14 protein-coding genes and 2 pseudogenes are annotated in these 18,971 nt (G+C 43.4%); 10 read left to right on the top strand and 6 right to left on the bottom strand.

The window, feature by feature from the left end; all coding sequences use genetic code 11:
• Positions 1-84 precede the first annotated feature (84 nt).
• From CKK33_RS14260 to alaS, 3 genes are all read left to right on the top strand, one after another.
• Positions 85-1,965 carry a transglutaminase family protein gene (locus tag CKK33_RS14260; RefSeq protein WP_095704748.1) on the top strand — a complete coding sequence of 627 codons (1,881 nt, stop codon included), beginning with the start codon at positions 85-87 and terminating at the stop codon, positions 1,963-1,965.
• Positions 1,962-4,172 (top strand): DUF3857 domain-containing protein, encoded by a 2,211-nt coding sequence (locus CKK33_RS14255; RefSeq protein WP_095704747.1) that lies wholly within the window; start codon positions 1,962-1,964, stop codon positions 4,170-4,172. Before CKK33_RS14260 ends, CKK33_RS14255 begins: the two co-directional genes overlap by 4 nt.
• A gap of 133 nt (positions 4,173-4,305) precedes the next feature.
• Positions 4,306-7,230, top strand: coding sequence for an alanine--tRNA ligase (gene alaS, locus CKK33_RS19730; protein ID WP_233138222.1), 2,925 nt, complete (start codon positions 4,306-4,308; stop codon positions 7,228-7,230).
• 53 nt (positions 7,231-7,283) lie between these two features.
• Here alaS and CKK33_RS14240 read toward each other — a convergent pair whose 3' ends face one another.
• Positions 7,284-7,838, bottom strand: coding sequence for a hypothetical protein (locus CKK33_RS14240; protein WP_095704746.1), 555 nt, complete (start codon positions 7,836-7,838; stop codon positions 7,284-7,286).
• Between the two features lie 182 nt (positions 7,839-8,020).
• Between CKK33_RS14240 and gatB the strand changes: the two genes are divergently transcribed.
• The 4 genes and pseudogenes from gatB to CKK33_RS14225 all read left to right on the top strand — a co-directional run bounded on the left by gatB (position 8,021) and on the right by CKK33_RS14225 (position 11,400).
• Positions 8,021-9,490, top strand: a complete 1,470-nt coding sequence (gene gatB, locus CKK33_RS14235) for an Asp-tRNA(Asn)/Glu-tRNA(Gln) amidotransferase subunit GatB (protein ID WP_198952474.1) — start codon at positions 8,021-8,023, stop codon at positions 9,488-9,490.
• A gap of 5 nt (positions 9,491-9,495) precedes the next feature.
• Positions 9,496-9,834, top strand: a pseudogene (locus CKK33_RS19900) (DUF4369 domain-containing protein); the annotation flags it as partial.
• A gap of 360 nt (positions 9,835-10,194) precedes the next feature.
• Positions 10,195-10,605 (top strand): annotated as a pseudogene (locus tag CKK33_RS19895) (peroxiredoxin family protein); the annotation flags it as partial.
• Between the two features lie 105 nt (positions 10,606-10,710).
• Complete coding sequence (locus CKK33_RS14225; protein ID WP_095704744.1) at positions 10,711-11,400, top strand: response regulator transcription factor; 690 nt, start codon at positions 10,711-10,713, stop codon at positions 11,398-11,400.
• 45 nt (positions 11,401-11,445) lie between these two features.
• On the opposite strand, the gene CKK33_RS14220 is transcribed toward CKK33_RS14225, so the two are convergent.
• Positions 11,446-11,967, bottom strand: a complete 522-nt coding sequence (locus CKK33_RS14220; protein ID WP_095704743.1) for a hypothetical protein — start codon at positions 11,965-11,967, stop codon at positions 11,446-11,448.
• A gap of 129 nt (positions 11,968-12,096) precedes the next feature.
• Here CKK33_RS14220 and CKK33_RS14215 point away from each other — a divergent pair, with 129 nt between their 5' ends.
• Positions 12,097-12,816 (top strand): RluA family pseudouridine synthase, encoded by a 720-nt coding sequence (locus CKK33_RS14215; RefSeq protein ID WP_095704742.1) that lies wholly within the window; start codon positions 12,097-12,099, stop codon positions 12,814-12,816.
• Positions 12,817-12,849: 33 nt separating this feature from the next.
• Here CKK33_RS14215 and CKK33_RS14210 read toward each other — a convergent pair whose 3' ends face one another.
• Complete coding sequence (locus CKK33_RS14210) at positions 12,850-13,068, bottom strand: hypothetical protein (protein ID WP_095704741.1); 219 nt, start codon at positions 13,066-13,068, stop codon at positions 12,850-12,852.
• Positions 13,069-13,552: 484 nt separating this feature from the next.
• Between CKK33_RS14210 and CKK33_RS14205 the strand changes: the two genes are divergently transcribed.
• On the top strand, positions 13,553-14,713 hold the full coding sequence (locus CKK33_RS14205) for a hypothetical protein (protein ID WP_095704740.1): 1,161 nt from the start codon (positions 13,553-13,555) through the stop codon (positions 14,711-14,713).
• On the opposite strand, the gene CKK33_RS14200 is transcribed toward CKK33_RS14205, so the two are convergent.
• Together CKK33_RS14200 and CKK33_RS14195 are read right to left on the bottom strand one after the other, a co-directional pair.
• Positions 14,714-15,151: an Rrf2 family transcriptional regulator gene (locus CKK33_RS14200; protein WP_095704739.1), complete on the bottom strand. Its 438-nt coding sequence runs from the start codon at positions 15,149-15,151 to the stop codon at positions 14,714-14,716.
• A 64-nt stretch (positions 15,152-15,215) separates the two neighbouring features.
• Positions 15,216-15,500 (bottom strand): SelT/SelW/SelH family protein, encoded by a 285-nt coding sequence (locus CKK33_RS14195; protein ID WP_095704738.1) that lies wholly within the window; start codon positions 15,498-15,500, stop codon positions 15,216-15,218.
• 101 nt (positions 15,501-15,601) lie between these two features.
• On the opposite strand from CKK33_RS14195, the gene CKK33_RS14190 reads away from it, so the two are divergent.
• Entirely contained in the window at positions 15,602-17,233 is a 1,632-nt protein-coding gene (locus CKK33_RS14190; protein WP_095704737.1) for a carboxylesterase/lipase family protein, read from the top strand.
• A gap of 61 nt (positions 17,234-17,294) precedes the next feature.
• On the opposite strand, the gene lpdA is transcribed toward CKK33_RS14190, so the two are convergent.
• Positions 17,295-18,683, bottom strand: coding sequence for a dihydrolipoyl dehydrogenase (gene lpdA / locus CKK33_RS14185; RefSeq protein ID WP_095704736.1), 1,389 nt, complete (start codon positions 18,681-18,683; stop codon positions 17,295-17,297).
• Between the last annotated feature and the right edge of the window lie 288 nt (positions 18,684-18,971).

Here is an 18,971-nt window from a genome sequence, read left to right as displayed (position 1 = left end):
CCGATATCCGTAAATATTTATTTATCAGCGCAAAAAAAATTATTAGTCGTCATAAATTTAACTAAATTTGGGTCTCTAATAATTATGACTAAACCTTTTTTTGCCTTTTTGCTGGGCATTTTATGTGTAAAAAGCACTTTAGCCTTTGATACTGATTCTGCTGTTTATATCAGTTCCGCTAAATATACCTACCAGTTTGTCTCCAATAAAAAAACTTCAAGCGTAGAAATAAAGCAAAAGAAAGTGGTGAGCTATACGGCAAACGACTTTCAGGCTAATATACCCGTTGCCGAAGTTTTTAACAACCACATTTCCATTGACAACGTAACTTATCGTATTGATGGTAAATCGCCTCCATATGGGTTTAAACCAACCTATACTTATTATGGCGGCGATGATATTTTCTATTCAGACAGTAAAGTTTGTTACTTCCCGCTTATCATCCCCAAAAAAGGCGATAACGCTACCGTAACTTTCGAAGAAACAGTTAACGACCCGAGATATTTTACCAGTATCTATTTCTCAGATAAATATGCAACCAGCCAGAAACAGGTTGAAATTAAAATACCCAGGTGGATGAAGGTGGAGTTGAAAGAATACAACTTTAACGGGTATAATATTACTAAAGCAACATCTTACATAGCCGGTGATGATGCGGATCTTATTACCTATACCATTAGCAACTTACCTGCGGTTAAAAATGAACCGAATAGCCCCGGGCCAAGTTACCTGTACCCGCACTTGTTGGTGATGTGTAAATCGGCAAGCGTAAACGGACAAAACTTTACCTATTTTAATACCCTTGCCGACCAGTACAGCTGGTATAAAAGCCTGATTAAAAATACTGTTACCGACGAGGCTGTGATAGCTGCAAAGGCTAAGTTACTCACTGCGGATGCCAAAACCGATATGGATAAAATAAAAGCCATATTTTACTATGTGCAGGATAACATTAGGTATATAGCTTTTGAAGACGGCCTGGCAGGTTTCAGGCCCGAGCAGGCTGATGTGGTGCTGGCTAAAAAATATGGCGACTGTAAAGGTATGGCAAACCTCACAAAAGCGTTGCTTACTTCCCTGGGATATGATGCTAAACTTTGCTGGCTGGGTACAGACCATATCGCTTACAATTATGATACTCCATCTTTAAATGTGGACAACCACATGATATGCGCCTTAAATTATGGTGATAAAACCTATTTCCTGGATGCTACAGAAACCTATTTGGGTTTTAACCAGTACGCGCGCCGCATACAGGGCAGGCAGGTGCTGATAGAGAACGGTGATAACTATTTGCTCAAAACCGTGCCTGTTGCCGACATTAGCCAGAACATCGACAGGCAAACCGCGTCTCTGCGTATAACCGACGGGCTTATTACCGGCGAAGTAAATTATTTATGGAAAGGCGAAGACAAGGAAGAAATATTAGCGGGTATCAACAGTGTTAAGAAGGAGAAGGCCGAAGATGCGATGATGAAGTACTTATCCGGAAACAACAACGATTATACCATCACCGGCATGAAATTATCCGGTATAGATAATTACGATAAGGACCTGGAAGCAAAATACACCGTTAAAACCCGTAACGGTATATCATCATTCGGCAAGGCTTATTATTTAGACATGGATAACACCCGCGAACTAATTGACGCGGCGATAAAAACTGATGACCGGCAGCATGAGTACTGGTTTGCTCACAAAACAAGTATTAACCGGGAGGTTGAACTTGCTTTGCCTGCCGGTTACAAAGTAAGCGCCCTGCCCGCCCCGCTGGATATTGTAAACGCCGACTATGAGTTTCATGTTAAATACACGGCATCGCCGGCAAAAGTAACCTACAGCAAAAATTTACTTATTAAAAACACCCGCCTTGCAAAAAGTAAATTCACGCAGTGGAATAAAGACATTGAACTTCTTGCAAAAACCTATAACGAATCTTTAATTATCAAACCCAGTTCTGAATGAAAAAACCTTTACTCTTATTAACACTTATTTTAACTTTTTACGTTTCTGCCCACGCGCAAACCTACGATCAAAAAGCATCAGACATACAAAAGCTGGTATGGGATAACCCCTCCGCCGAGTTTAGTGCTAAAAATATTCCGGCTAAATACAATAACGAAAGCGCGGTGATACTGGCCAAAGCGTACACTATGCAACGCACATCGAGCCTTAAGTTTAAATTTTTAATTATTACCGCTGGTGTCGCTAACCGCGTAAACAAAATAGCCACCTATCATGAGCGCGTTAAAATAAATGATAAGGTTGCCCTGGAGAAATACTCAACCCTTGAGTACCAGAAAAAATTTGATAACTCGCTTAATTTCGGCATTGCCAAGATCAGGAATATACACGAAACTTACGTAGGTGCCAAGATCATAAAGGCAAACGGGCAGGAAATAGTAGTGAATACCAACGAAGCCGTTTTAACAAAAAACACCAGTAAAGATCAGCAGGGGAAACTGGCTATCCCCGGTTTGCAGGTGGGCGATATATTGGATTATTATATCAGTACGGAAGATTCCTCTGAGAACGGCGGCCTCGATTCGTTTAAGGATAATGACCAGGTTTTTGTATTGGCCAATGAGTACCCGGTATTGAGTTACTCGCTGTATTTTCAGTTTAACAAAAAATCGTCAGTATTTACCATTTCAGCCAATGGTGCCCCCGATTTCCAGCGTACTACTAACAAAGATGGTGACGAAATCTATAGCCTCACGGTTAAGGACCTGCCTAAATGCAAAGGCGAAATGTGGTCGTCGCCGTTCAGGCAGTTCCCTTATGTAGAAATAACCAACTCAAGTAAATCGAAGTTTTACGCCGAGTATGTCGATAAAGGATCAAGGTCCGCAGGATTAGATGCCAATAAAGAGCTTTTGAGGACTCACTTTAATAACTACATTTTAGATAACGAACCTCAAAAAATGCTTAAGGAATATTTTGATGGTAAAAAAGGCCTGAAGGCCGCGCCATTGGATAGCTCTATGCAGGTGTTTTACAACATTTTTAAATACCGCATTTTTGGCAGTTACAATAAAGGCGATGTTGATGATATGAGTGCCATTAACTATCGCACGGCCCAAAGTAATATGGCCATTATTGATGTGAGCCGCCTGCTAACCGAAATGAAAATACCGCATCAGATACTATTGGTGGCATCGCGGGAGAGCAATAGCCTGCAAAACGTACTTAATTTTAATGATTTTGGTTCCATTATTAAAATAGAGAATGGCAACAAGCCGCTTTATATGAGCTTTTATGATGCCGTTACCCATTTTAATGAAATACCGGCCAAATACCAGGGCGAGCAGGCTTTGGCCATAACCACCATCAAGAAAAATTCTTCAAACTATGTGTTTGAAGAAAGCAGCGCCACCATACCTGTAGCCAAAGCGAATGAGAACCTGGTTGATGAACAACTCCAGGTTTCACTCAGTACTGATATGCAGAAGCTTAAAGTGCAGCGCCTGGTAAAGCAAACCGGCTACATCCGCCACAGCAGTCAACGAGCATTGTTAAGTGCAATGGATATTGATAAAGCCTTAATGGATGATGTAAAGGGCGATCCGTTGGAAAAAAGAATATCTAAAACGTTCGAGATCAAAAAATATAAAGACGCGCTTATTTCGGGGATGGCTAAATCTGCCAATGATACGCGTAATGATTTCCTGGAAGAAGCCAAGGGGCAGTATGACCAGGAACCATCGCAATTAAGCGACTTTAAGGTAATTAATGCCGCTATCAACAGCACAAAGCCTGTGTTTGAGTATACTTCAACTGTGGTGCTCAATAATCTGGTAAAAAAGGCGGGTAATAACTTTATTATTGACGCGGGTAAATTATGCGGTAGTTTCGTGCAGATAAAAGACGATGAAAGGCAGCGCACTGTTGATGTTTACATGCCCGCGGCGCGTACATTTAAGTACACGGTAGCTATTAACATACCGCAAGGCTACGCGGTAAAGGGGATGGAGGAGTTTAATAAGCAGAAAGTAAATAAAACAGGTTCGTTTAGCTCAAACGCGGTTTTAAAAGGTAACGTATTAACTATTGTCGCAACTCGCAGCTATACTAATAATTTTGAGAAAGCTGCCGACTGGCCGCTGATCACTGAAGTTGCTGATGCCGGTTTTGCCTTTAACAACCAGAAGATCTTATTGGAAAAATTATAACCTGATCCGCTTTTTGGGTAAACCGCTGTCAGGGATGGATTAAAAGTTCATCCCTGATTGCGTTTTATAAGCTGTTAAAATATCAAAGCATCAAAATTCTGATTAAGACACATTTTCCTACATTTGCATCACTATGACCGCATCTGAAATACGTAAGGCTTTCCTTGATTTTTTTGCTTCTAAAGGCCACCTCATTGTGCCCAGCGCACCTATTGTTGTGAAGAACGACCCCACACTGATGTTCACCAACGCGGGGATGAACCAGTTTAAAGATATATTTTTAGGCGAAGCGCCTGCCAAGGCCCCCCGCGTGGCCGATACACAGCGTTGCCTGCGCGTAAGCGGTAAGCATAACGACCTGGAAGAGGTGGGCGTGGATACCTATCACCATACTATGTTTGAGATGCTGGGCAACTGGAGCTTTGGCGATTACTTTAAAAAAGAAGCCATTGCCTGGAGCTGGGAATTGCTTACCGAAGTGTACAAGCTGCCTAAAGACCGCCTGTATGTTACCTACTTTGAAGGCGACGAAAAAGAAGGCCTGGAAAAAGATACCGAAACCTACGACCTGTGGAAGCAGTATGTAGATGAAGCACATATACTGCCCGGCAACAAAAAAGATAATTTTTGGGAAATGGGCGAAACCGGCCCTTGCGGCCCCTGCTCGGAGATCCACTACGATAGTCGCCCTGACAGCGAGCGTGCCGAGGTTAGCGGCGCCACGTTGGTAAATGCCGACCACGACCAGGTGATTGAGATATGGAACAACGTGTTTATGCAGTTTAACCGTGTTAAAGATGGTTCGCTGCACCCGCTTCCGGCAAAACATGTGGATACCGGTATGGGCTTTGAGCGTTTGGTGCGTGTTTTACAGGGCAAAACCTCTAATTATGATACCGATGTTTTCCAGCCGATGATCAGTTTCATTGCTGAAAAAAGCGGAAAAACGTATAACAGCGCCGCCAAACCCGGCGATGCCGATTGGGCCGATGCTGTAGCCATGCGCGTACTGGCCGACCATATCCGCGCCATTAGTTTCGCCATTGCCGATGGGCAATTGCCGGCAAGTAACAAAGCAGGTTATGTGATCCGCCGGATATTACGACGCGCGGTACGTTACAGCTACCAAACCCTGGGCTTTAAAGAGCCTTTCTTTAACCAGTTGGTACCGCTATTGGCAGAGCAGTTCAAAGGCGTTTTTGATGAACTTTGGAACCAAAAGGATTTTGTGCAGAAGGTGATTTTAGAGGAGGAGGTTTCTTTTCTGAGGACTTTAGGAAATGGTATAGTTTTGATTGAAAGATATATTAACTTTATTGATAAAGTAAATAATCTGTTAGATTCTGAGCATTCAAAAGCTGTTTCTGATTCTGATAAAAATAATTTCGAAACGATCGGAATGGATTTCTCAGGAAAGACACATAAAGAGGCGTATCATAAAGCACCTGATCTAATTACTACTAATTTAAAGGTACTTCATTATGCATTTACTATCGTTAATGATATTGGTTTGCCAGTAAACATCGACTTAAAACAATCTGATTTGTTTATTACTATCAATGGCAAACTTGAATATTCGGAAGCTTATAAAGCGTTAAAGGCTCTTTTTCAAAAGAAAATAAATGGGGAATTGGCTTTTGAGCTATCTGATACTTACGGTTTCCCAATAGACCTAACCGAACTTATGGCGCGTGAAAATGGATTTACCGTTGATATGGATGCTTATGAGGCTGCTTTATCTGAACAAAAGAACCGTTCACGTGCCGCTACCGCCATTGATACCGGCGATTGGTTAACGATAAAAGATGACGAAAGCGTAGAGTTTACCGGTTATGATGAAACTGAAACCGTTGCGCATATCATCAAATACCGTAAAGTATCGGCTAAGGGTAAAGACCAGTACCAGATCGTTTTGGATAAAACACCTTTTTATGCCGAAAGCGGCGGCCAGGTAGGCGACAGGGGCGAGCTGGTTTTTCCGGATGGGGAGATCATCGAGGTAACCGATACCAAAAAGGAGAACGGCCTCATTGTTCACTTTACAGACAAATTACCGGCCAACCCTTCCGATGCGCTAACTGCCATTGTTGACGCGCAGCGCAGGCACAGTACCGAAGCTAATCACAGCGCTACGCACTTGCTGCATGCGGCCATGAAACAGGTATTGGGCAGCCACGTAAACCAAAAGGGCTCATTGGTTAACGCCGATTACCTCCGTTTCGATTTTTCGCATTTCGCTAAAGTCACCGACGAAGAACTGGCCAAAATTGAAGCGATTGTAAACGAGAAAATACGCGAGAACATCGCGCTTAAGGAAGAACGCAGCGTGCTATACGCTGAGGCCATACAAAGTGGGGTAACCGCGCTGTTTGGCGAAAAGTACGGTGAGTATGTGCGGGTGATCACCTTTGATGATAACTTTAGTAAAGAGCTTTGCGGTGGTACGCACGTTAGGGCAACGGGCCAGGTAGGCTATTTTAAAATTACTGCCGAAAATGCCGTTGCAGCAGGTGTACGCAGGATTGAAGCCATTACCGGTATTGCCGCCGAAACCTACATTAACGAACAGAGCCACTTACTGCAGCAGGTAAAAGACCTGTTAAAGAACCCTAAGGATGTTGCCAAAAGCATCGAAAGCCTGCTGGAAGAGAACGCCAAACTTAAAAAAGAGATAGAGAAATCTATCCTGGAGAAATCCTCAGGCTTAAAGGATGAACTGGCAAAAAAAGCGCAGGAAATCAATGGCGTTAACTTTATTGCCGAGCGGGTTGACCTGCCTAATGCAGATGCTGTAAAAAACCTGGCTTACAACCTAAAAGATATTGTGCCTAACCTTTACCTGGTACTGGCGGCCGAAATAAACGGTAAACCCAACATCACCGTGATGATTGCCAATAACCTGGTAAAGGAAAAAGATCTGCATGCAGGTAATATCGTAAAGGAATTAGCTAAAGAGGTAAAAGGCGGCGGCGGTGGCCAGCCGTTTTATGCCACAGCGGGTGGCAGTGACGCCAGCGGTATTGATAATGCTCTGCAAAAAGCCAAAAGCTTTATATAAAAAGAGAAAGGGGAAGCAATTGCTTCCCCTTTCTCTTTTATACATTAACACAATTAATCGTCATGGCCATGTCCGTGGCCGTGCCCATGACCGCGATCGTGTCCCGGAGGGCCGCCGGGGCCATTGCCTCGGCCTGGGCCAAAACCGCCTTTAGGTCCGTGGCCCGGTTTAAAGTCGGGGCCGCCACGCCATTTGTCTTTAGGTCCACGGCCGGGTTTAACCACCGTAGTGTAATAGTTATCCCTAACAATTACATTTTTAACACCTTTATAACGGGCGTAACGCACGCGGTCGTCGGCATAGTAGCGGTATGGGCGCGGGCGGTACACGGCAACCTTATAGCCATCATTAATATTATAATACCTGTATTGCGGAGGTAAAGTATTTCTCCAAACCCAGTTACCGCCGCTCAGGTAAATGTACTGGTGTGTAGGTACATAATAATAGCTATTTACATCGGGCAGGTAATAATAGCTGGCATCGGCATACTCGGCAGGCGGGTTCCAGGTGCCAATATTTACATTAACGCTTACCTGCGCTTTTGTTTCTGTAGTTATTGCCCCCAGCATAAAAATGCAGGCAAGCAAACTGAACATCGATTTTTTCATAGTATAAATGGTATCGTCTAAAAAAAATGTTTAGCTGTATAAATGGACAATACACTAAATAAAAGGTTTAAACAAATTGTTTACGCACACATGTACATTTCCTAAAAAAAGCCATGCGGATATATAAATTACCTTATATTTGGGAGGTTTGATAATGCTGAACACAGCTGAAATATAGTTTTATGACAATCCTTAACAGCAGCGTGACAGACAAGTACGAGTTGGTGGTGGGTTTAGAGGTACACGCGCAATTATCCACTTTAAGCAAGGCCTTTTCGCCGGATTCAGCCGCTTTTGGCGGCCAGCCCAACCATCATATCAGCGCTATTTCGCTGGGCCACCCGGGCACCCTGCCACGTATTAATAAACGCATGGTAGAGTATGCCATCAAAATGGGACTGGCCTGTAATTGCAGCATTAACCTGCATAATACCTTCGCTCGTAAAAACTACTTCTACGCCGACCTGCCCAAAGGTTTCCAAACCACGCAGGACCAGCAGCCTATTTGCCTGGGCGGTTTTGTGCCGGTAAAATTATCATCAGGTGTAACCAAAAATATCGCTATCCACCACATCCACATGGAGGATGATGCCGGTAAAAGCTCACATGACCAGCATGATGAGTATTCGCTGATAGACCTGAACAGGGCAGGAGTGCCATTACTGGAAATTGTTTCCCAGCCGGATATCCGTAGCGCGGAAGAAGCCGGGCAGTTCCTCACCGAGGTGCGCAGGTTACTGCGTTACCTGGAGATATGCGATGGCAACATGGAAGAAGGCAGCATGCGCTGCGATGCCAATATATCTGTGCGTTTAAAAGGGCAAACCACCTATGGCAACCGTTGCGAGGTAAAAAACCTAAACTCTATACGCAATGTACAACGCGCCATTGAGCACGAATTTACCCGGCAGATAGCTATTATTGAAGAAGGCGGGCACATCGACCAGAATACCTTGAATTTTGACGCGGCCACCGGTGAAACCTCGGTTTTACGTTCTAAAGAAATGGCGAATGATTACCGCTATTTTCCTGAGCCCGACCTGTTACCTATACAGATCACCGAGGAGCAACTGGAAAGTATACGCCAGGCTATGCCGGCTTTGCCCAACCAGTTATTTGAAAAATATACCGGTGAACTTAACCTGTCTGACTATGACGCGGGCGTTATCATCGCAGAAAAGGACCTGGCTGATTACTTTGAGGAACTGATAAGCCATACCGGCAACTACAAGTCGGCAGCTAACTGGATGATGGGTGCGGTACGCTCGCATCTCAACGAAAATAACCTTACGGCCGGGCAGCTGGAGTTAAAGCCCAAAGCACTGGCAGGTTTAATTGACCTGGTAGATAGTGGCAAGGTGAACAACACCGTTGCGGCGCAAAAGATATTTCCGGAATTGTTAAAAGGGGAAGAGGCTACGGCAGAACAAATAGCCACCCGCCTTAACCTCATGATCAGTAATGACAGCAATGAGGTTGAACAATTTATTAAAGCCGCTGTTGCTAAGTTCCCTGATAAGGTTAAAGAGTACCAAAAAGGAAAAAAAGGCGTTTTAGGCTTGTTTATGGGCGAGATCATGAAAAGCTCAAAAGGCAAGATCGATCCGCAGAAAACCAATCAGTTATTAATAAAAGCATTAGAATCCGAATAACCATTATGAAAAGAAATATCATAGCCTGCCTGGCCGCTGCCGCTCTCTTTTTTACAGCATGTAAAGACAGCAAAACATTTAATATCAGCGGTACCATTGAGCATCCCGGTACGGTGAAATGGGTTTACCTGTTAAAAACTGATACCGCCGGCATGGGTGTGGTTGACTCCGTAGGGATCAATGATGGCAAATTCGAGATCAAATACAATACGCCATACCAAAACCTGTACAAGCTGCGCGTGGCAGGTACCGTGTTTGACCTGGTGGTACAAAACGGCGATAACATCAAGTTTAAAACAGATCTTTCGGATTCCAGCCACGCTTATGAAGTATCAGGCTCAGAAGCTTCAGAAAAGATTCGCGACTTTAACAACCTGAGCAACGTTTACGGCGCCAAGAACAGTAAACTGGCCGATGAATACAGCAACAAAGCTGCTGCCCTGGGTAAAGAGTCAGACTCGCTGATTAATATTTACAGGCCTATGTTCCAAAAGAACATAGCCGATTACAGCAATGAGGTACTGAAATTTGTAGACAACAATAAAAACTCATTGGCGGGTTTTTATGCCGTAGCCTCGCTGGATAGATATAAGTACGAAAAGGAAATGGTTACCTATGCCGATGAAATAAAAGGTAAATTTACCGATAATCCTGCCGTGCAAGCATTTGTTAAACAAATGGAATCGATAAAGCCAATTTCCATTGGCCATAAGGCGCCTGATTTTACTGTGAAAAGTATTGATGGCAAGGATATTAAGCTAAGCGACTACAAGGGTAAATACGTGATGCTTGATTTTTGGGCCTCATGGTGTGCGCCTTGCCGCCAGGAAAACCCTAACGTAGTAAAGCAATATGGCAAATACCACGATAAAGGTTTTAACATACTGGGGATATCGCTTGATACCGAAAAGACTGACTGGCAAAAAGCCATCAGTGCCGATAAACTGATCTGGGCGCATGTCTCAGACCTTCAACGTTTTGAAGGCCCAACGGAGCGCTTGTATCACATAGAGGCTATACCATCAAACTTTATCATTAATCCAGAGGGAGTTATAGTAGCCAAGAATATTACAGGTACCGATCTTGAAGATTTTTTAAAGCAAACCTTCAAATAATCTCAACACAAGATTAACAAATCGTTGCCATTAACAATTTGTTAACATTTGCTTAATTATTTTGTACAATTAAGGTTATACTTTTATAGCAAAAATTAAATATACATGAGTAGTTCAAGCAAACAGAAGATCTTAATTGTTGACGATGAACCGGATATATTAGAATTAATTGAATATAACCTTAAAAAGGAAGGTTACCAGGTATACTCGGCCCGTAACGGACAAGAGGCAGTAGCTGAAGCTAAACGCACCCAGCCGGACCTTATTGTACTGGATATTATGATGCCTAAGATGGACGGTATTGAGGCCTGCCGCATTATGCGTACAATGCCCGAGTTTAAGAATACCTTTATGGTGTTTTTAACCGCCCGCAGCGAGGAGTATTCGGAGATAGCTGGTTTTAACGTAGGCGCCGATGATTACATTGCCAAGCCTATAAAGCCGCGTGCGCTGGTAAGCCGTATAAACGCCATATTGCGCCGCAACGCGCCACCTGAGGAAGTAACCGATAATAAACTGGAGATAGGCGACCTGGTGATAGACCGCGAAGCGTACCTGGTTTATAAAAAAGGCGAAAAGGTAGTATTGGCTAAAAAGGAATTTGAACTGCTTTATCTGCTGGCATCTAAACCCGGAAAAGTATATACACGAGAGGTGATCCTGAAAAATATCTGGGAAGACTCCGTAGTAGTAACCAACCGTACTATTGACGTACATGTACGTAAACTGCGCGAAAAACTTGGCGACGATTGCGTATCTACCGTAAAAGGTGTAGGCTACAAATTTGAAGCATAATAAAAATGCCCCGGCTAAACCGGGGCATTTTTTATTTAAGGTTTATTAAGCTTTCGCGGCAACAGATTTTTTAGCTGCTGTAGCTTTTTCAGCTACGGCTTTTTTAGCGGTAGTGGCTTTCGCGGCTACCGTTTTTTTAGCGGTTGCTACTTCTTTTTTAGCTTTTTCGGTAACGGTTTTCGCTTTAGCTGCCGCTTTTTCCTTAGTTTCAGTAGCGGCTTTTTTGGCGTTAGCAGTTACTGTTTTGGCTTTAGCGGTTACCGCTTTCGCTTTTTCGGCAGCTTTCTCTTTGAGTTCGCCGGCTTCTTTTTTAGCGGCGGCCTTGGTTACGGCGGCTTTTTTAGCTATGGTGTTTTTGGTAGCGGTGGCTAATGTTTTTGCCGGGGTTGATTTGCGGGTGGTGTTTCTTTCTTTTACAACTTTCGCTTTTATATCTTCAACTTTGTCTTCTGCCGCTTCTTTTACTTCTTCGGCTTTGTCTTTAGTGCCGTCCCAAAACTCTTCAATGGTTTCTTTGATCTTCTCGAAAAAGCCTTTTTCTTCAGGCTGTGTTTTTGATGTGCTCATAATATTATTCTTTTAGGGTGATAGATGCCTGATTAACATAGGTGTATAAAATTTGTTTTGTGTTACAACAGGCATGGTTAAGGTAACTGCCCTAAACAGATTGTCGCATAAAAGCGTACATTTGCGGCAATGAAGTTTCCAAAATTTACAGACCTGATTTTGTTTGAGGATAATGATGTAATTGTGGTGAACAAGCCGCCTTTTATCGCGTCGCTTGATGAACGTGAGGGTGGCGAGATCAATATGCTGCGGCTGGCCAAACAATATACAGATGACGCGCAGATATGCCATCGCCTGGATAAGGAAACCTCAGGCGCGCTGATCATCGCTAAAAATCCCGAAGCATACCGCACCGTTTCTATGCAGTTTGAGCGCCGTAAGGTAAAAAAGGTATATCACGCGGTAATAGATGGTACCCATGTATTTGATGACCTGAAGGTAGATCTCCCGATATTAAACGTAGGAAAAAGCAGTGTTACCATTAGCCGGCAGGAGGGAAAGCCCGCCGAAACCTGGTTTAAATCATTACAATATTTTAAGCATTATACCCTTGTAGAATGCCGCCCGGTAACCGGCCGCATGCACCAGATACGTATACACCTGGCTACGCAGCGGGCATCTATAGCAGGCGATGAAATGTATAAAGGCCAGCCTGTGTTTTTATCTAAACTTAAACGAAAATATACTTTAGGTAAAGATCAGGAGGAGCAGCCTATAATGAAACGTTTTGCGCTGCACGCTTATGAGGTAAGCTTTAAACTGCCATCGGGTGAGGATGTGTGTATACACGCGCCCTATCCAAAGGATTTTGAAACACTGTTAAAACTGCTGAACAAATTTGATAGTTAAAAAAATAAGCCCTGCATAACAGGGCTTATTTTTTTAACGGGTCAGATCTGGTGGAGTAGTGTCTCTTTGCACACTCGATCTGTAAAGATCCGGAGGGGTTGTATCCCTTTTTAATCTGCGGAAATCCGGAGGGGTCGTATCCTTTTTAGCCTTCATGATACCGTTTAAATTTTTAGGGGCGGTATTTTCTTTCTGGCACGAATACAAACCAACCGCAATAACTGCAATGATCAGATAAATAATTTTTTTCATTTTCTTTTGGGTTGTGTTATTAATGCAAAAATATTAATATTTATTCTTTTTACGAATAACGTTTTTTTAAGTTATGTTTAACCACACTAAAATTTGTTTTTTAAAAGGCCAACTGTAACTTTATAAAAAAATAGTGAATGTTAAAAAAGCTATTTCCCTTATTAATTTTTTGCTTTTGCCTACTCGTCAATTTAACTGCCTATTCCAGGCAAAACGCCACGCTTTTGGCCCGTATACCACCCGTAAACAAGGAAGCTTTTAATAGTATACTCAAAGAAAATGATGTTTTCTTACGCCAAAAAAGCTGATCGCTTACATAAAAGGTTATGTACAAATTTTCCCCGGTGATAAATTAGCGGCGCTGCAGGATACCTTAAACCAGCTGTTTGATCAAAATAATATCCCTGAAAAGGAAGAGTTTTCCTATTTCCTGAAAGCTGTTTGCTTTAGTAAGCAGCGTAATTACCGGCAGGCAGAGGCTTACATGAGCCGCGCCGTACAAATTGCAGCCAAAAGTAACCAGGATTATCTTTCGTTTCAGTTTTTGAGCCACCTTGGGTTTATACAAACCGATATGGGCGATTATATTGATGCGATATATAATTACCGGCTGGCCACGGTTAAGGTGCGGAAACTAAGAAGCGCTTTTAAAGATGACAGGAGGGAAGCATCGCTCAATATTAACATATCCGATCTTTTTTATAAATCAGGCTTGTATGCGGAATCGCTCAATTATTTGAATAAGGCCTGGGCTTTGCTTGATGGTGATACAGCGAGCAAACATTTACTTTCGAGCGTAATTTTTTACAATATTTCGGAAAACTATTTTAGAATGAACAAGCTTGATTCGCTTATTGCCTATCATGCCAGGCTAAATAGCCCGGAAAATAAAAACTATAAACTCTATACTTACCGCAAACGCACAGAGTACTACATATCATTATTAGAACATAAATATAGCCTGGCTATAGGCCAGATCAACACGCTAAAAGCAAGCAAAGAGTATGCGCCAAGCGATCTGGAAGACCAGCACCTGGCCGACGCCTATTTTGCCAACAACCAGCTTGATTCTTCCGAGCATATTGTTAACCGATTGCTTCTCGCCAATAAAGACGCTAACCATCCCGAAATAAAGCAGCACTTATATGAGTTGCTGGGCCAGATAGCCGAGAAGAGGAATGGAGAAAACTTTGCGGCACTTAATTTTAAGAAAGCCCTTGCCGAGGCACGTCAGTATAATGCCAAGCTCACGCAGGTGGGTATCATCTCATCGCAAATAAAGCTCGACGAAACGGAGAGTTCATACATCAAACGCGCGGAAATTTATGAACGGGAACGCATTTGGCTGATATTTATCGTAGTAATAGCCGCGTTGGTAATTGTTGCTATAGCGCTCATCTACCGGAACGTGAAGCAAAAACGCCATTATGAAATGCTGTTGTTTGCCGCCAAGAAAGAAGAACTCGCGTTTATCAATTCGCACGAGGTGCGCAAACACCTTACCAATATTTTGGGGATAATTGATATCCTCAAGAACAGCAACAATAAGCCCGATGAATATGAGCAAGTTGAACCCTATCTGCAGGAATCAGCCGCTAAGCTGGATGAAGCGATCAGAAATATCTCCGAAAAACTTAACGATTAATTAGTTTTTAACGATCAGCGAGTTCTCGCGTTCAATGATATCGGCAATGCTGGTTTCCGAAAGTATTTTCAGCGTAGCATCTCTTACATCAATAAAAACATCACGTATACCGCAGGTATGTTCCTGGTGGCACTCGTCGCATTTATGGTAAAAGTTTAAGCTTGCGCAGGGTACCATGGCTATAGGGCCATCGGTAATACGCATAATACTTACCAGGAAAATCTCTTTTGGGTCTTTGTTAAGGCTATATCCGCCACCCGCGCCTTTTTTACTATATAAATAGCCCGCGTTACGCAGGTCAAGCAGTATCTGCTCCAGGAACTTTTTAGGTATGCGTTCCATTTCAGCTATCTTAGATATCTGCATGGGTGGTTTATCCATGTTCTTGCCCATTACTACAAGGGCTTTTATGGCGTATTTAGTTTTTTTGGATAGCATTTATAAATATAAGGCACAAATTTAAACAAACAAAGTTGTTAAGCATAATATGCAGGCATAGTAATTATCCGGCTTTATGGTCGCTATGGCCAAGGTTCTTTTCGGGTGCTATCACATCTCTTACTAACTGCTTCAGCTCCTTGATTTCAGGAAACCGGCCCTGTAGCTTACGGTCGAAAATAATATCGTCATTTATTCTAACGGCGTATCTGCCTGGTGTTTCGCTTGGCTGCAGCATTACCCCATACACGTCGTCAGTAAAAGTAGATAGCAGTTCCTGCGCCATATAAGCTGCACGCAGCATCCAGTTGCACTTGGGGCAATACTCTATGGTGATGGTTGGTTTCATTTTTTAAGATATCTAATGTGTCGAAAAGACATAATAAACTTTGAACGGGAATTTATTTTGTTTAATTTCATAAGTTCAACAACCAATTATAACCATAAACCATGAAAAAACTAACAAGCTACCTGGCGCTGCAATGCGCTTGTATCAGCTTATTTGCACAAATGCAGGTAAAAACCGTTAATGGTACGGTAGAGGGCGTGCAGGAAAAGTCTGGCGTAACCAGTTTTAAGGGGATACCTTTTGCGCAGCCACCCATCGGCGAACTGCGCTGGAAAGAACCGCAACCCGTTAACAACTGGACCGGTGTGCGCAAATGCGATGCCTTTGCTTACAACGGTATGCAGAAAAAAGTATTTGGCGATATGGGTTTCCGGTCTGCCGGTATGAGCGAAGACTGCCTGTATCTGAATGTTTGGGTGCCTGAGGGCAAACCTAAAGCTAAGCTCCCTGTACTGGTTTACTTTTATGGTGGTGGCTTTGTAGCCGGCGATGGCTCGGAGGCGCGCTATGATGGCGAAAGCATGGCTAAGCGGGGCATTATTGCGCTAACGGTAAATTATCGCTTAGGTGTTTTTGGCTTTATGGCTCATCCGGAGCTTACAAAAGAATCGGCACACCATGCTTCAGGCAATTACGGTCTTCTGGACCAGAATGCAGCCCTACGCTGGGTACGAGAAAATATAGCTGCTTTTGGCGGCGACCCTAAAAAGGTAACCATTGCGGGGGAATCTGCCGGTTCTATTTCTGTTTCGGCGCAAATGGTGTCCCCTCTTTCAAAGAATCTTATTAATGGGGCCATAGGAGAGAGCGGGGCCATGATAGCACCTACACTTCCCGCGGTTCCACTGGCTGATGCGGAAGCTAACGGCATGAAGTTTATGCAACAAGCCGGGGCCAAAACATTAGCCGAATTGCGGGCTATACCTGCTAACGAGTTATTGGAAATGGCATCTAAACAGGGTACGCCACCTGTATCATCTGCTACGCTTGACGGGTATTTCCTAACCAAAACCCCTTTACAAACTTTTATGGCCGGTGAACAGGCAAAAGTGCCATTATTGGTGGGCTGGAACTCAGCCGAAATACCTTATCAGGCTTTGATGTGGGGAGAGGCACCCACTCCGGAAAATTACGCTAAAAAGGTAAAAGGACTTTATGGCGATAAAGCTGATGAAGTACTGAAACTATACCCTGGTAATAACCAGGAAGAAGTGATCAAATCGGCGACAGAACTGGCGAGCGATCGTTTTATATCATACAGTACCTGGAAATGGAGCGACGTGCAGGCCACTAAAAGCAACAAGCCGGTTTATCGTTACCAGTTCTCCAAACCACGCCCGCCAATGACCGCGGCTATGGGTAATGCAAAAGCAGGCCTTGCCGGAGGGGTGATAAAAGATGATGGTAAAAAGCCCGAAGCACCAAAACAGCCAGCGCCATACGCTGGTGCGGCGCATGCCTCAGAAATTGAATATGCTATGGGGAATTTAGCTACCAATACCACCTATGCCTGGACGCCTGAAGATTATAAAGTATCTGAAACGATGGAAACCTACTTCGCTAATTTTATTAAGACAGGCAACCCTAACGGTGGTGCTTTGCCCAAATGGTTACCGGTTACGCCCGGTAAACCGGCTAATTATATAGATATTAACGTACAAACCAAGCCCCGTGTAGAAAGCAGTCAGTTACGAGGCAGATACCTGTTTTTAGATAAGGAATACAATAAGTAAGTTAAACAAGAAAGCCGCTTTATTTAAAGCGGCTTTCTTGTTATATATATTGCAATGTGTGCTACAAGTGTATCACTTCACCGTATGCATCAGCGGCGGCTTCCATAACGGCCTCGCTCATGGTAGGGTGCGGGTGTACCGATTTAATGATCTCATGACCGGTTGTTTCCAATTTACGCGCGGTAACTACCTCGGCGATCATCTCGGTTACGTTGTAACCGATCATGTGCGCGCCCAGGAACTCTCCGTATTTGGCATCAAATATCACTTTCACAAAACCATCTTTAGCGCCGGCAGCACTTGCCTTACCCGATGCAGAGAAAGGGAACTTACCGATCTTTAGTTCGTAACCCGCTTCTTTAGCCGCTTTTTCGGTGTAGCCTACAGAAGCTACTTCAGGCGAGCAGTAGGTACATCCCGGTATGTTGTTATAGTTTAACGGCTCGGGGTTTTGGCCGGCAATTTTCTCTACGCAAATAATACCTTCTGCAGAGGCTACGTGTGCCAGGGCCTGGCCTTTAACAATATCGCCGATGGCGTAAACGCCGTCAATGTTGGTTTTGTAGAAATCATCAACAAGCACCTTTCCCTTATCGGTTTTTACACCTACTTGTTCAAGGCCAATGCCTTCAATATTGGTAGATATACCTATTGCCGATAAAACGATGTCGGCCTCCAGTACTTCGTTACCGTTGGCTGTTTTTACATTTACGCGGCAGCCTTCGCCATTGGTATCAACAGATTCAACGGTAGAGCCCGTCATGATATTGATGCCCTGTTTTTTAAGTGAACGCAGCAGTGCTTTTGAAACCTCTTCATCTTCCAGCGGAACAATATTGTCCAGGTATTCTACCACGGTAACCTTAGTGCCTATGGCGTTATAGAAGTATGCGAACTCGATACCGATAGCGCCCGAGCCTACCACAACCATTGATTTAGGTTGCTGCGGAAGGATCATGGCCTGGCGGTAGCCGATAACTTTTTTACCATCCTGTTTAAGGTTAGGCAATTCGCGTGAGCGACCGCCTGTAGCCAGGATAATATGCTTTGCTTTAAAGTCTTTAACTGTACCGTCGTTACTTTTTACTGATACGGTATCTTTCGCTTTAAGGGTACCAAAACCGATGATCACATCTATTTTGTTCTTCTTCATCAGGAACTGTACACCTTTGCTCATGCCATCGGCAACACCACGGCTGCGTTTGATAACGGCTTCAAAGTCAACCTCGCCACCGTTGGTTTTTATACCGTACTCGGCAGAGTGGTTTAAATATTCAAACACCTGGGCGCTTTTTAACAGCGCTTTAGTAGGGATACACCCCCAGTTAAGGCAAATGCCTCCAAGCGATTCTTTTTCTATAATGGCGGTTTTTAAACCCAGTTGCGATGCGCGGATAGCGGCCACATAACCGCCCGGGCCCGAACCAATAACTATTAAATCGTAATCCATATGAGTATATATCTTTTATGATTTTTGGATTGCCAAAGCTAAATAAAAAGCAGTGTAAATGAAACACCGCGAAACTTTTGGCAAATGCGGCTACAAACAAGTAGTGATGAGTGCATTAGTGCTATAAATTTCAAATTTCATTATAAAACAGTATGTTTTTTTCATTTAAAATTCATATTTCATTAAATTACCTGTAAAGTGTTGAAAAGTATCCTTCTATTCTTAACATAAACTTAATATACTGTAGCTCTTTGTTGATTATCTTTGCCACATAATTCACTTAAGATT

It is taken from the genome of Mucilaginibacter sp. MD40 (assembly GCF_002288635.1).
In the GTDB taxonomy this organism is placed as follows: Bacteria; Bacteroidota; Bacteroidia; order Sphingobacteriales; family Sphingobacteriaceae; genus Mucilaginibacter.
Note: the sequence above shows the minus strand (reverse complement) of the source record. Positions and strands in the feature narration are given on the sequence as shown.

What these genes read in the sequence shown, in the direction of transcription:
- CKK33_RS14260 (WP_095704748.1), top strand. Translation starts at nt 85, where the DNA reads ATGACTAAACCTTTTTTTGCCTTTTTGCTGGGCATTTTATGTGTAAAA.
- CKK33_RS14255 (WP_095704747.1), top strand. Translation starts at nt 1,962, where the DNA reads ATGAAAAAACCTTTACTCTTATTAACACTTATTTTAACTTTTTACGTT.
- alaS (WP_233138222.1), top strand. Translation starts at nt 4,306, where the DNA reads ATGACCGCATCTGAAATACGTAAGGCTTTCCTTGATTTTTTTGCTTCT.
- CKK33_RS14240 (WP_095704746.1), bottom strand. Translation starts at nt 7,838, where the DNA reads ATGAAAAAATCGATGTTCAGTTTGCTTGCCTGCATTTTTATGCTGGGG.
- gatB (WP_198952474.1), top strand. Translation starts at nt 8,021, where the DNA reads ATGACAATCCTTAACAGCAGCGTGACAGACAAGTACGAGTTGGTGGTG.
- CKK33_RS14225 (WP_095704744.1), top strand. Translation starts at nt 10,711, where the DNA reads ATGAGTAGTTCAAGCAAACAGAAGATCTTAATTGTTGACGATGAACCG.
- CKK33_RS14220 (WP_095704743.1), bottom strand. Translation starts at nt 11,967, where the DNA reads ATGAGCACATCAAAAACACAGCCTGAAGAAAAAGGCTTTTTCGAGAAG.
- CKK33_RS14215 (WP_095704742.1), top strand. Translation starts at nt 12,097, where the DNA reads ATGAAGTTTCCAAAATTTACAGACCTGATTTTGTTTGAGGATAATGAT.
- CKK33_RS14210 (WP_095704741.1), bottom strand. Translation starts at nt 13,068, where the DNA reads ATGAAAAAAATTATTTATCTGATCATTGCAGTTATTGCGGTTGGTTTG.
- CKK33_RS14205 (WP_095704740.1), top strand. Translation starts at nt 13,553, where the DNA reads ATGAGCCGCGCCGTACAAATTGCAGCCAAAAGTAACCAGGATTATCTT.
- CKK33_RS14200 (WP_095704739.1), bottom strand. Translation starts at nt 15,151, where the DNA reads ATGCTATCCAAAAAAACTAAATACGCCATAAAAGCCCTTGTAGTAATG.
- CKK33_RS14195 (WP_095704738.1), bottom strand. Translation starts at nt 15,500, where the DNA reads ATGAAACCAACCATCACCATAGAGTATTGCCCCAAGTGCAACTGGATG.
- CKK33_RS14190 (WP_095704737.1), top strand. Translation starts at nt 15,602, where the DNA reads ATGAAAAAACTAACAAGCTACCTGGCGCTGCAATGCGCTTGTATCAGC.
- lpdA (WP_095704736.1), bottom strand. Translation starts at nt 18,683, where the DNA reads ATGGATTACGATTTAATAGTTATTGGTTCGGGCCCGGGCGGTTATGTG.